This is a genomic window from Promicromonospora iranensis (assembly GCF_028994805.1).
Taxonomy (GTDB): Bacteria; Actinomycetota; Actinomycetes; order Actinomycetales; family Cellulomonadaceae; genus Promicromonospora; species Promicromonospora iranensis.
Genome location: NZ_JAJQQP010000001.1, coordinates 240,859 through 252,893, shown reverse-complemented (window position 1 = coordinate 252,893; position 12,035 = coordinate 240,859). Strand labels below are relative to the sequence as shown.

Below are 12,035 nucleotides of genomic sequence, written 5' to 3'. Positions count from 1 at the left end.
GGTCACGCCGGGCGGGTCCACTCCAGCGTGTAGCGGAAGAACAGCCGACGGCGGAGGCGCGCGCCCGGCAGCACCCGGCGTGCCACACCGGAGATCTCGGCGAACGTCTCGGCGGCGTCACGCATCGGCATCCCGGGTCCGCCGTCGTCCACAGGCTCCGTGACCGGCTGTGGATGCCTGGTCATCCCGACCAGCGGGTTGAGCAGCGACGACGGGACGTCCCAGGCCAGGTCGGTCAGGCTCTCGGCCCGCGCCAGGCCGACGACGAGCAGCCGACCGCCCGGCTCGAGCAGCTCGGCGGCGTGCCGCAGGGCGGTCTCCAGCGGCAGGTGATGCAGCACCGCGACCAGGGTGATCGTGTCGAACGTGCCGTCGACCTCCTCGAACCGGGCATGGCGCACGCTGACGCGCGGGTCACCGGCGAACCGCTCGGTCGAGACGGCGGCCATGGTGGCATCGGCGTCCACGCCCAACACGTCGTCGAAGCGGCTTCGTAGGCGACTCAGCAGGAGGCCGGCGCCGCAGCCGACGTCGAGCGCCCGTCGTCGTCGGGCCGGGAGCCGCCGCAGGATCCAGCCGTGGAAGTGGTCGTTGTGGCTCCACGGGTGCCGCTGGTTGACCCGGTGCAGCCAGCGGCCGCCCGCGCGGACCAGCGGGTTGGGCACGGTCCGGATGTCCATGTGGTCACCGTAGCGGCGCGAAACTTGGAACAGACAATGCCCGTTAATCCAAGTTTCGCCGAAACTTGGATTAGCGTGGGACTCATGCTCCAAGTTCCTGCGTTCCGGCACGAGGCCGAGTACTGGATGGCCGAGCCTGACGGCATGACCAGCCGTGCACGGATGGCCGCGGCCTCAGGACCGTACCGCTCGACGGTTCCGCCGCAGATCGTGGGGTGGGCTCCGGACGTCGCAGCCGACCTCGCCGCTGATACGGAAGAGGCGGCCGCTGCCCTGAGCAGGTTCGACGACTACGCCCGCGCCGTACTCGGGGAGTCGAGCCCGTCGCTCGGGCCGATGAGCTCCATCCTGCTGCGGACCGAGTCCACGTCGTCGTCGCAGATCGAGGACCTGACAGTTGGTGCACGACAGCTCGCGCTCGCGGAGATCGACCAGTCGACGTCGGACAACGCGCGGACCGTGGTCGCGAACGTGCGTGCCATGGAGGCCGCGCTCGACCTGGCGGACAACCTGGATACGGCCGCCGTGCTCGAGATGCACCGAGCGCTGCTGTCGGGCCAGCGAGGTCGGGAGGAGCACGCCGGCCAGTGGCGCGATCAGCTGGTGTGGATCGGGACGAGTTCCGTGACCCCTCGCGGAGCGTCCCACGTCGCGCCGCAGGCAGCGCTCGTACCGGAGGCGATGGAGGACTTGATGGCCTTCGTGCGCAGGGACGATCTGCCCGTCGTCGTTCAGGCTGCCGTGGCGCACGCCCAGTTCGAGAACATCCACCCCTTCTCAGATGGCAACGGCAGGACAGGCCGTGCGCTCGTGCACTCGATGCTCCGTGCCAAGCGACTGGTGACGAGTACGACGGCGCCCGTATCGGCGGGCCTGCTGAAGGACACCGATCGGTACTTCCAAGCGCTCACGGCCTACCGTGACGGGGATGCGCGGCCGATCGTCGAGCAGTTCTCTGCTGCTTCGCGGTTCGCGGCGTCCGCAGGGGCCCGACTGATCGACGACCTCGCGGCACAGCTCGAGCAGTCTCGCGACCGTATGGCCGGCCTGCGTCCTCAGGCATCGGCGTGGAAGGTGCTTCCACACCTGCTCTCCCACCCGGTGCTCAATGCGAGCTATCTGTCCGCCCAGGTCGGCCTGGGGGCGCAGAGCGCACAGAACGCGCTCGGCCAGCTGGCTGACGCAGGGGTGTTGGAGGAGCGAACCGGCCTGCGCCGCAACCGGGTCTGGCAGCATCCAGGGATCCTCGCAGTGCTGGACCAGTTCGCGCAGAGCCTGATCCGCACGTAGCCCGGTCCCGCTCACCGGCCCCCTCCCGGCCCTGTGAGGAAGATGTTCGGCCCGGGTAACCACCGACGCACCAGCGCGAAAAACCAGCGCTCTACGGTCAAGACATGGTCAACTCGGGCAATACTCAGCACGTTGTCGTGATCGGCGGTGGCATGGTCGCGCAGCGGCTCGTCGAGGCGCTGCGCGCCCGGGACGACGCCGGTCGCTACCACGTCACCGTCTTCGCGGAAGAGCCCCGCGCCCCCTACGACCGAGTGGGTCTGACCCGCTGGTTCGAGGACGGCCCCGAGGGCATCGCCCTGGGTGACCCCGCTCTCTGGGCCGACCCGTACGTCACCCTGCACACCGACCGGAAGATCGAGTCGATCGACCGCGAGGCCAGGACGGTCACCGACCGGCTGGGCCATGTCCACGCCTACGACGAGCTGGTGCTCGCCACCGGCTCCAGCGCCGCGATGCCGCCCATCCCGGGCAACGACCTGCCGGGCGTCTTCGTGTACCGCACCATCGACGACGTCGCCGCGCTGCGCGGCTGGGTGGAGCAGAAGCGCAAGAGCTACCCCGAGGGCAAGCCGGTGCGCGGCGCCGTGATCGGCGGCGGCCTGCTCGGCCTGGAGGCCGCGGGCGCGCTCACCGCACTGGACGCCCAGGCCACGGTCATCGAGTTCGGTACCCACCTCATGGGCGTGCAGGTCGACCTCGGCGGTGGCCAGGCGCTCAAGCGCCTCATCAACGGCAAGGGCATCGGCGTCCGCGCCGAGACCGCGACCAGCCAGATGAAGCCGCACCGCCGCACCGGCCACGTCGGCCGGCTGGACTTCGCCGACGGCGGGCGGCTCGACGTCGACGTGGTCGTGGTGGCCACCGGCGTGCGACCCCGCGACGAGCTCGCCCGCGCTGCCGGCCTGCCGGTCGGTGAGCGCGGCGGCGCCGTCGTCGACCTGTCCTGCCGTACCGAGGACCCGCACATCTGGGCGGTCGGGGAGGTGGCCTGCATCGAGGGTCGCTGCATCGGCCTCGTCGCACCCGGCAACACCATGGCCGAGGTGGTCGTGGACCGGCTGCTCGGCGGCCTGGCGGAGTTCCCCGGTGCCGACACCGCCACCAAGCTCAAGCTCTCGGGCGTCGACGTCGCGTCGTTCGGTGACGCGCACGCCCGCACCGAGGACGCCGTCGAGGTCGTCTGGGCCGACCCGGTGGCCGGCGTCTACAAGAAGCTCGTCCTGTCCGACGACGCCCGCACCCTCCTGGGTGGGGTCTTCGTGGGCGACGCCGGACCGTACGCCAGCCTGCGCCCGATGCTCGGCGCCGAGCTGCCCGGTGACGACCCGAGCGCCTTCCTTCTTCCCGAGGGCGGTGGCGGCGCCCCGAACCTGGAGCTGCCGGACGAGGCCAACGTCTGCTCGTGCAACAACGTCTCCGCCGGCGCGATCCGCGGCGCGGTCACCGAGCACCAGTGCACCGACGTCCCGGGGGTGAAGGCCTGCACCCGCGCCGGCACCACCTGCGGCGCCTGCCTGCCGCTGGTGAAGAAGCTCGTCGACACCGAGCTGGAGCGCGCCGGCATCGAGGTCAGCACCGCGCTGTGCGAGCACTTCGACATGTCCCGCGCCCAGCTGTTCGACGCCGTCCGGGTCGCCGACCTGCACTCGTTCAGCGACATCGTGTCGCGGTTCGGGACCTCGACCGGCAGCCGTGGCTGCGACATCTGCAAGCCCGTGGTCGCCTCGGTCCTCGCGTCGCTGGGCAACGGCCACATCCTGGCCGGCGAGCAGTCCACGCTGCAGGACACCAACGACCACATGCTGGCCAACCTGCAGAAGGACGGCACGTACTCGGTGGTGCCGCGGATGCCCGGCGGTGAGGTCACGCCGGAGGGACTGATCGTCGTCGGGCAGGTCGCCAAGGACTTCGGGCTGTACACGAAGATCACCGGCGGCCAGCGCATCGACATGTTCGGCGCGCGCGTCGAGCAGCTGCCCGACATCTGGCGGCGGCTGGTCGACGCCGGCTTCGAGTCCGGGCACGCGTACGGCAAGTCGCTGCGCACGGTGAAGTCGTGCGTCGGGTCCACGTGGTGCCGCTACGGCGTGCAGGACTCCGTGGGCATGGCCGTCGAGCTCGAGCTGCGCTACCGCGGCCTGCGCTCGCCGCACAAGCTCAAGATGGGCGTCTCCGGCTGCGCCCGCGAGTGCGCCGAGGCGCGCGGCAAGGACGTGGGCGTCATCGCCACGGACAAAGGCTGGAACATCTACGTGGGCGGCAACGGCGGTCAGACGCCGCGGCACGCGAAGCTGCTCGCCGAGGACCTGACGTCCGAGGAGCTCCTGCGGACCATCGACCGCTTCCTCATGTACTACGTGCGCACGGCCGACCGCCTCCAGCGCACCGCGCCGTGGATCGAGGAGGTCGACGGCGGCCTGGAAGGCGTGCGCGAGGTCATCATGGAGGACTCGCTCGGCATCTGTGCCGACCTGGACGCCGCCATGGCCCGCCACGTCGAGAACTACGAGGACGAGTGGAAGGCAGTGCTCGAGGACCCGGAGAAGCTGCGCCGGTTCTCGTCGTTCGTCAACGCCCCCAAGGACGCCGACCCGTCCCTCGCCTACGTGGAGGAGCGCGGCCAGCGCCGTCCCGCCACGGCGCAGGAGCGCGCGGCCGGCGTCGTCATCGCAGGCCCGAAGCTGGAGGTCCGAGCATGAGCTCCGACGACGTGTCAGAAGCACAGGCGGCCGGGACGACCCTGGTGTCCGCCGCCGCGGCCCGCTGGGAGCGAGCCTGCCTGCTCACGGACCTGTTCCCCGAGCGCGGCGCGGCGGCGCTCTTCGGTGACGTGCAGGTCGCGCTCTTCCGCCTCGCGGAGGACCCTGCCGACCCGGCACCCGGCGGTCAGGTCTACGCCGTGCAGAATCTCGACCCGTTCTCCGGGGCGCACGTGATGTCGCGCGGGATCGTCGGTACCCGGGCCGGCGTGCCCACGGTGGCCGCCCCGGTCTACAAGCAGGTCTTCTCCCTGCTCACGGGCGAGTGCCTGGTCGCGGCGGACAAGACCCCGAAGGCGGACCTGCCGGCGGACCTGGTGACCTACCCGGTAGAGATCCGGGACGGCGTGGTCCACGTGGGCCTCCCGTGACAGCCGCCTCGACGAAGGGGCGGGTGACGCTCGTCGGGGGTGGGCCCGGGGCGGTGGACCTCCTGACCGTGCGGGCATGGCGTGCGCTGCAGTCGGCGGACGTCGTGGTCGCGGACCGGCTGGGTCCCGTCGAGATCCTCGCCGAGCTGCCTCCGCACGTCCGCGTGGTCGACGTCGGCAAGGAGCCCGGCCGGCACCCCGTGCCGCAGGAGAGCATCAACGAGCTGCTCGTGGAGCACGCCCTGACCGGCGCGCACGTGGTGCGGCTCAAGGGCGGCGACCCGTTCGTGCTCGGCAGGGGCGGCGAGGAGGTCATCGCGTGCGTGGCGGCAGGCGTGCCGGTGGAGGTGGTGCCCGGCGTGACGTCTGCCGTCGCCGTGCCCGGCCTGGCCGGTATCCCGCTCACGCACCGTGGGGTCACCACGGGTTTCCACGTCGTCTCCGGTCACTGCGCCGCGGGGTCGGACGGCGCGGCTGACCGGCCCGAACCGCTCGACGCCGCCGCCGTGGCCTGCGTGCGTGATGCCACGGCTACTCTTGTCGTACTGATGGGGGTGCGGTCCCTCGGCGCGATCGTGGCGCAGTCCCTGGCCGCAGGCGCCGATCCCGCAACCCCGGTGGCGATCGTGGAGAACGGTTCCACCGCGGAGCAGCGTGTCACCCGGGCGCGTCTCGACGAGGCAGCCGGTGTGGCAGCGGTTCGCGGGGTGCGGTCACCGGCGGTCGTCGTGATCGGCCGTGTGGCAGCGGAAGGACTCCTGGTCGGAACGGTGGAGGGTACGAGTGAGCGACGTCTGGCAGGTGCCGGTGTCTGATGTCGCAGCGCCTGCGCACGCCCAGGCGACCCACCCGACTCTGGGCCAGGTCATGGCCGGGGCGACGGTTCTCGTCACCGCAGAGCGCCGGGCCGCCGAGCTCGCGGCGGCGCTGGAACGGCGCGGCGCGACCATCCGGCACGCGCCCGCACTGAGCATGATCCCGCACGTCGACGACGAGACCCTGATCGCCGCGACGCGCGCGATCTTCTCCGCCCCGCCCGACGTCGTCGTGGTCACCACCGGGATCGGCTTCCGCGCCTGGATCGAGGCGGCTGACGCGCACGGCCTCGCGGAGCCGCTCCTCGACCTGCTGCGCAAGACCCGGATCGTGGCGCGCGGCCCGAAGGCCCGCGGCGCGATCCAGGCCGCTGGCCTGCAGGCCGACTGGGTCGCCGAGTCCGAGACGTCCGCCGAGGTGGCGGAGGTGCTGCTCAGCGAGGGTGTGCAGGGGTTGCGCATCGCCATCCAGCACCACGGCGCGGGCGCCGACGGTCTGGACGAGGTCTTCGAGAAGGCGGGCGCCCAGGTCGCCAGCCTCGTCGTCTACCGCTGGGGACCGGCGCCCGACCCGGCAGCGGTGCGCGCCTCGGTGCACGCGCTGGCGGACGGCGAGATCGATGCCGTCGTGTTCACCTCCGCCCCCGGCGCCGAGGCCTGGCTGCGGACCGTCGAGGAGGAGCGGCTGCTCGACCGTGTCCGAGCCCGGTTCGTCGAGGGCGGGACGGTCGCGGCCGCTGTCGGACCCGTGACGGCGAAGCCGCTGGAGAGCCGGGGGATCGTGCCCCTGCAGCCCGAGCGCGGCCGGCTCGGGGCGCTCGTCCGCGCGCTGGTGGGCCACTACGAGCACATCGACTCCGTGGCGCTGAGCACCGTCGCCGGGTCGCTGGTGATCCGGGCACGCGTGGCGGTGCTGGACGGGAAGGTGCTGCCCCTGTCGCCGACGGGCGTCGCGGTGCTGCGGCTGCTCGCCGCGGCCGAGGGTGACGTCGTGCCGCGCGAGCAGGTGCTCGCCGCGCTGCCGGGTGACTCGCAGGACACGCACGCCGCCGAGGTCGCCATCGCCAGGCTGCGCGAGGCGGCGGGACGCCGCGACCTGATCCGCACGGTCGTGAAGCGGGGCTACCGCATCGAGCTGGCCTGACCTCCTCCTCCGAGGTCTAAGTTTCTCCGCTCTGAACCGATTCAGAGCGGAGAAACCTAGGCCTCGAAGAGGTCTGCAGCCCTCGACGGGTCAGTCCGTGAGGTAGAACTCGAACCGGCCGGCCCACGCGTCGCCGGCGTCGGTGTCGTGGCGGTCGAAGGTGAGGCCTTCCGCGGCCGCCCACCGCAACAGCGCGTCGGTCACGTCGATCAGCTCGTCCGGGGTGCCCGTGGTGGACGGTCGTCACGTACCGCCCGGCGGGGACGGTGCCGAGGGTGACGTCGCCGGACGGGGTGAGCGCGGCGTCGTCGGGCACGGGGAAGCCTGCGTGTCGCGCTCGGCCAGCCAGGCGACGATCTCCGGGATGCGGTCGGCTATCTTTGCGAACCCCGTCATGGTGACGGTCTCGGTGATGCCGACGGTGGGCGTCTCGGGGCGTGTCTCGACACGGAACCGGCTCATGCCGGGTGGACCGAGAGCACGGAACTCATCGGCGGCCCATGCGTCCGATATCCCGTGCGGAGCACGTCGTCGAGGACTGACTGGTCGGCGGCTGACCAGCAGTTCCTACTTTCTCCGCCCGGGGCCATCGTTCCGCGGGCTCAGGACCCCGACGCGTCACTGTGGGTGAAGTAGAACTTTCTCGCGATCGAACGCATCGTTTTCCTCCTCCTGTCCGTCAGGGAGCATGAGCAGGGGAGAGGAGGCGCTTCGATGGCGCAGTGGGAGGCCGAGCTCACGGAGCTCGCGACAAGCCGTGGCGGGGCGCTCGTCGGGTACGCGTACTCGTTGTGCCGGGACCGGGCACGGGCGGAGGACCTGGTGCAGGACGCCCTGGTGAAGGTGTTCTCGCGCCTGCGGCGTCCGCACGGCAGCGCCGACGGCGGGCAGCACGTCGTGGACCTGGACCAGCCGCAGGTGACCAATGCCGAAGGGTACGTCCGGCGGGCGATCCTGACGATCTACCTGGACGGTTACCGGCGGCAGAACCACTGGTCCGGCCTCAAGCACCTCCTGGCCGACGACGAGCTGTCGCCCGGTGCGGACCGCGTGGCCACCGCGCGGGTCGACGTCGGCGTGGCGCTCGCCCAGCTCTCCACCCGCCAGCGCGAGGCGGTGGTGCTGCGCTTCTTCGAGGACATGACGGTGCCGCAGATCGCGACCGCGCTCGGAACCCGGCCGGGCACCATCAAGCGGTACCTGTCGGACGCGATGGAGCTGCTGCGCGTGTCGCTCGCGGAGATCGTGACGCCGGACGTGGACACCGCCCTGGACGAGCGGCTGGACGCGGTGGCGGGCGCCGTGCGTCGCCGTCGGACGGCGAAGGTGGGTGCCGTGGCCGGCATGTCGATGGTGCTGGCGGTGGTGCTGGCGTGGGGCGCGTTCTCGGTCAAGCCCTGGATCCGGTCGGAGCCGCTGCCCGCCGAGGACAAGATCGAGTACACGCCGGGGTACGTGCCGGCCAGCTGGCACGAGGACGTCGGGATCTACTGCGGTATGCCGGTCGAGGAGCTGGAGGCGATGGACACGGGCACGTTGGACGTCGAGATCGCCGGTGACCTTGTTCCCGACCCGCAGGGGACCACCGCGTTCTGGAGCCTGCCGGTGACGATCTCCGGCGAGGTGCCGGACGGCATGTTCGACGAGAGTTCCGGCTACATGACCTGGCCCTTGATCGTCTGGACCCACGAGGGTCGGATCGTCGATCTCCCGGACTACTGGCGGGAGGCGGCCAACGACGAGGCACCTCCGGAGCTCGTCGAGCACGGCACCTGGACCGGGCTCGCCTCTACCGGGAACGCGTCCACCTGCCGCGCGGACACCTTGGTGGGTACGGCGGACGTTCCCAGCAGCTACTACGACAACGAACGCGCGGGCGGGCGGTACGAGCTGATGGTGATCGTCGCCGACCCGCACACGGGCGACGATCCGGAACTCGACGATCGGCGCCTGCTCGTCAGCGACCCGGTCACCGTCGATCTGGACAGCGGCGTGGCACCGCCGCCGGAGTTCGCGCCGCCGTCCGACGACTGCAGCGGGGCCGCGTACGCCGGGCGGGAGCTGGTCGCGCCAGGAGCCCCGGCTGGGGTGCGGGACACGGCTGCGCGACTTCTCGAGGCGGTCACCACCTGCGACGAGCGTCTGGTCGTGGAGCTGGCCGGCAACGTCTTCGACACGGCGTCCACGTTCCAGACGGAGGTGCGATCGGTCAACGAGGTGTTCGCACTCCCGGAGACCGGTGGCCGCACGCCCTACGCGACGATCGCGCGGCTCCTGACCGAGACCCAACCGGTCAACTCGTACGACGGGGGTTCCGGGACGTGGCCTCGGGTGACCACCTTCCTCAAGAGCGAGACCGCATGGCAGGAAGCGATCGACGCCGGGGCCGTCAGCTCGGCGCAGGCCGACGCCGATCGTGCTGCCGGTAGGTACAGCGGATGGCAGCTGAGCATCCAGGACCCCGGAATGGGGGAGGGGCACACCTGGGAGACCTTCTACGAGGGATATGACCCAAGTTGCAACAGCGCGTACCGCGAACCGCCTCCGGAGTGCGCCGACCTGTGAGACGTCCTGACCAACGAAACCCTCCCACGGCGCGTCATGGTGGATGTGGAGACGATGACAGCACACACACCCCCGGGAGGTGGTCATGGCGGGATGGGAGCAGGAGCTCGATGAGCTCATGCGAGTGCGCGGCGGCGCGCTCGTCCGCTATGCCTACATGCTCTCGGGCGACCGAGCGCTCGCCGAGGACCTGGTCCAGGACGCGCTGGTCAAGGTCTACTCGCGGCTCCGCGGCCGCCCCGCCGTCTCCGGGGCGGTGGGCGTGGCCGAGGGCAGCCGGGCGCACGACCTCGACTCACCGTTCACGAACGCCGAGGGCTACGTGCGGCGTGCGGTGCTGACCATCTACCTGGACGGCTACCGCAAGCGGCAGCGCTGGACGGGGATCAAGCACCTGCTGGCTGACGACCCCAGCACCCGGGGCGCCGACCAGGCCGCCTCGGCCCGGGTCGACGTCATGGCGGCGCTCGCCCGGCTCGGCGCTCGCGAGCGGGCCTGCGTGGTGCTCCGCTACTTCGAGGACATGACGGTGCCGCAGATTGCGGACGCCCTGGGCACCGCCCAGGGAACGGTCAAGCGCTACCTGTCGGATGCCACCAAGAACATGCAGGAGTTCCTGCGCCCCGACGACTTCCGACCTGCCGAAGGGAGGGCCGCCCGATGAACACCGACCGGAACGACAGCGGACACGACGACAACGACTTCCTGAGCGGCGCGCTCCGCGGCGCCGCCGACACGATGCCCGGCGGGGAGGTGGACGACCTGCACGTCTCATTCGGAGTGGTGCGTGACCGCGTGCGGCGCCGCCGTGTCGCCAAGATCGGCGGTCTCACCGGCGCGAGCCTCGCCCTGGTGGGCGTGCTGGCCTTCGGCGCTACCCAGACTCCGCTGCTGGACCGCGAGCCGGTGCTGCCGGGGCAGTCCGAGAGTGCGTCCGCCTCCTCTTCTCCGAGCGGGGCCGCGACGCAGACGCCGGAGCCAGGCCCGACGGGGCCGCCGGCGACCAGTGTCATCCAGGACAGGTACCAGCCCTCCTGGATCCGGGACCTGGAGGCCGGGCTGGAGTGCGGCATGGCCGTCGCGGACCTGGAGACGACGGCGACCGGGTGGTCGGCGGCGTCGGCCGGTGACATCTACGCGCGGACCTTCGACCTGGACGGCACCCCCTCGACGAGCTGGGGTATGTCAGCGCTCGTCTCGGGTAGCGAAGGAACGCTCGACGCTTCCCCGGTGCTGGTGTGGAGCCAGGACGGTGTGGTGGTGGACCTGGGACCGAACGTCTTCGAGGGGTCCGTCCAGAGCGCGCCGCTGCTCAGCTCCGAGACCGGTGACGTCAGCGAGGCGCAGGGGGGTGCGTTCACGACGTGCGCGCCGACCGACGGCGACGCCGGACAGATCTTCCAGACGCCGCTGCCCGAGGGCGACTACGAGGTACACGTGGTCGCCTTCCCGCAGGTCGCGTCCGGCCAGTGGGCGACGGCGGTGAGCGCACCGGTCTCGGTCCGCCTCGACGCCGACGGCGCGCACACGGCGACGGGTACGCGCGGCGACGACGCGACGATCGAGCCGCCGGAGCCCGCCGAGGGCGAGCTCTCCCGGTTCGTGCTCGACCGGAGCACGGACCGGGTCACCGCGGAGCTGACGCAGCGCGGGTACGTGACGACCGGCACGCCGTCGGTCACCGCGGAGTGCGAGAGCTCCGACCCGACGGACACGGTGCGCTACGAGCTGGCAACGAGCTCCGGAGAGGACCTCCGGTCCGGCGAGGTGCCGTGCGACGGTTCCCCATTCCAGTCGGAGCCCGTGGTCGGCGGTGGCGAGGAGGCGGTGGACATCCGCCTGACGGACGTTCCCGACGGTGTCGCACGCTTCTGGGCGGTCCTCGCCCCGGGCGACAGCGCCCGCGGTGACGTCGCGGGCGAGTGCTCCGCGAGAAGCCTCGACATGGAGTACGACCCCGCGAACGCGCCGACCGAGGCAGCCGGGGCGGCCGCACAGGCCATCGTGGATGCCGCGCGGGCCTGTGATTCCGAACGGCTGATCCAGCTCGCGACGGACGACGGCACGGAGCTCATGTTCAGCGTCGAGACCCCGGAGCAGGTCTTCGGCCTTCCCGAGAACGACGCGTTGCCGTACGAGACGATCGTCCGCCTGCTCGTGGGTACCACCGGCGCCGCCGACGGCGGGGACCCCGGGAACGAGACGATCACGTGGCCGCGGGTCGCGACCGAGGAGTTCCGCGACTCGGACGAGGCGTGGGCCGAGGTCGTGGAGTCGGGCCTGCTCACGCAGGCGGAGGCCGAGGCACAGCGAGCCGACGAGACGTTCGGTTACACGGGGATGACGCTCGCCATCGACCGGGCAGGCACCTGGCGGTACTACTCGCCCGCCTCTCCCTGACCTGTCGG

Annotated in this window: 10 protein-coding genes; 8 read left to right on the top strand and 2 right to left on the bottom strand. The window is 71.5% G+C overall.

The window, feature by feature from the left end:
* Window positions 1-2: 2 nt before the first annotated feature.
* Window positions 3-680 carry a class I SAM-dependent methyltransferase gene (locus LUM46_RS01065; RefSeq protein ID WP_274991724.1) on the bottom strand — a complete coding sequence of 226 codons (678 nt, stop codon included), beginning with the start codon at window positions 678-680 and terminating at the stop codon, window positions 3-5.
* Between the two features lie 84 nt (window positions 681-764).
* Here LUM46_RS01065 and LUM46_RS01060 point away from each other — a divergent pair, with 84 nt between their 5' ends.
* The 5 genes from LUM46_RS01060 to LUM46_RS01040 all read left to right on the top strand — a co-directional run bounded on the left by LUM46_RS01060 (window position 765) and on the right by LUM46_RS01040 (window position 7,062).
* The gene (locus tag LUM46_RS01060) at window positions 765-1,970 is read left to right on the top strand and encodes a Fic family protein (protein WP_274991723.1); all 1,206 of its coding nucleotides are present in this window, start codon (window positions 765-767) and stop codon (window positions 1,968-1,970) included.
* 104 nt (window positions 1,971-2,074) lie between these two features.
* The gene (gene nirB, locus LUM46_RS01055; protein WP_274991722.1) at window positions 2,075-4,672 is read left to right on the top strand and encodes a nitrite reductase large subunit NirB; all 2,598 of its coding nucleotides are present in this window, start codon (window positions 2,075-2,077) and stop codon (window positions 4,670-4,672) included.
* Window positions 4,669-5,103, top strand: a complete 435-nt coding sequence (locus LUM46_RS01050) for a nitrite reductase small subunit NirD (protein WP_274991721.1) — start codon at window positions 4,669-4,671, stop codon at window positions 5,101-5,103. The genes nirB and LUM46_RS01050 overlap by 4 nt, the downstream gene beginning before the upstream one ends.
* On the top strand, window positions 5,100-5,918 hold the full coding sequence (cobA, locus tag LUM46_RS01045) for a uroporphyrinogen-III C-methyltransferase (RefSeq protein WP_274991720.1): 819 nt from the start codon (window positions 5,100-5,102) through the stop codon (window positions 5,916-5,918). Before LUM46_RS01050 ends, cobA begins: the two co-directional genes overlap by 4 nt.
* Window positions 5,919-5,970: 52 nt before the next feature.
* Window positions 5,971-7,062: a uroporphyrinogen-III synthase gene (locus LUM46_RS01040; RefSeq protein WP_374727010.1), complete on the top strand. Its 1,092-nt coding sequence runs from the start codon at window positions 5,971-5,973 to the stop codon at window positions 7,060-7,062.
* 243 nt (window positions 7,063-7,305) lie between these two features.
* Here the strand turns inward: LUM46_RS01040 and LUM46_RS01035 are convergent, their stop codons facing one another.
* Entirely contained in the window at window positions 7,306-7,524 is a 219-nt protein-coding gene (locus LUM46_RS01035) for a hypothetical protein (protein WP_274991718.1), read from the bottom strand.
* Between the two features lie 252 nt (window positions 7,525-7,776).
* On the opposite strand from LUM46_RS01035, the gene LUM46_RS01030 reads away from it, so the two are divergent.
* The 3 genes from LUM46_RS01030 (at window position 7,777) to LUM46_RS01020 (ending at window position 12,027) form a co-directional block, all read left to right on the top strand.
* A complete protein-coding gene (locus tag LUM46_RS01030; RefSeq protein WP_274991717.1) occupies window positions 7,777-9,627 on the top strand; it encodes an RNA polymerase sigma factor in 1,851 nt (616 codons plus the stop codon).
* A gap of 85 nt (window positions 9,628-9,712) precedes the next feature.
* The gene (locus LUM46_RS01025; protein ID WP_274991716.1) at window positions 9,713-10,291 is read left to right on the top strand and encodes a sigma-70 family RNA polymerase sigma factor; all 579 of its coding nucleotides are present in this window, start codon (window positions 9,713-9,715) and stop codon (window positions 10,289-10,291) included.
* A complete protein-coding gene (locus LUM46_RS01020) occupies window positions 10,288-12,027 on the top strand; it encodes a hypothetical protein (protein ID WP_274991715.1) in 1,740 nt (579 codons plus the stop codon). The genes LUM46_RS01025 and LUM46_RS01020 overlap by 4 nt, the downstream gene beginning before the upstream one ends.
* Window positions 12,028-12,035 lie beyond the last annotated feature (8 nt).

Excerpts from the sequence above, each read along its gene's own strand:
- nirB (WP_274991722.1), top strand. The coding sequence starts at position 2,075 with ATGGTCAACTCGGGCAATACTCAGCACGTTGTCGTGATCGGCGGTGGC.
- LUM46_RS01040 (WP_374727010.1), top strand. The coding sequence starts at position 5,971 with ATGGCCGGGGCGACGGTTCTCGTCACCGCAGAGCGCCGGGCCGCCGAG.
- LUM46_RS01025 (WP_274991716.1), top strand. The coding sequence starts at position 9,713 with ATGGCGGGATGGGAGCAGGAGCTCGATGAGCTCATGCGAGTGCGCGGC.
- LUM46_RS01030 (WP_274991717.1), top strand. The coding sequence starts at position 7,777 with ATGGCGCAGTGGGAGGCCGAGCTCACGGAGCTCGCGACAAGCCGTGGC.
- LUM46_RS01065 (WP_274991724.1), bottom strand. The coding sequence starts at position 680 with ATGGACATCCGGACCGTGCCCAACCCGCTGGTCCGCGCGGGCGGCCGC.
- LUM46_RS01035 (WP_274991718.1), bottom strand. The coding sequence starts at position 7,524 with ATGAGCCGGTTCCGTGTCGAGACACGCCCCGAGACGCCCACCGTCGGC.
- LUM46_RS01060 (WP_274991723.1), top strand. The coding sequence starts at position 765 with ATGCTCCAAGTTCCTGCGTTCCGGCACGAGGCCGAGTACTGGATGGCC.
- LUM46_RS01050 (WP_274991721.1), top strand. The coding sequence starts at position 4,669 with ATGAGCTCCGACGACGTGTCAGAAGCACAGGCGGCCGGGACGACCCTG.
- LUM46_RS01020 (WP_274991715.1), top strand. The coding sequence starts at position 10,288 with ATGAACACCGACCGGAACGACAGCGGACACGACGACAACGACTTCCTG.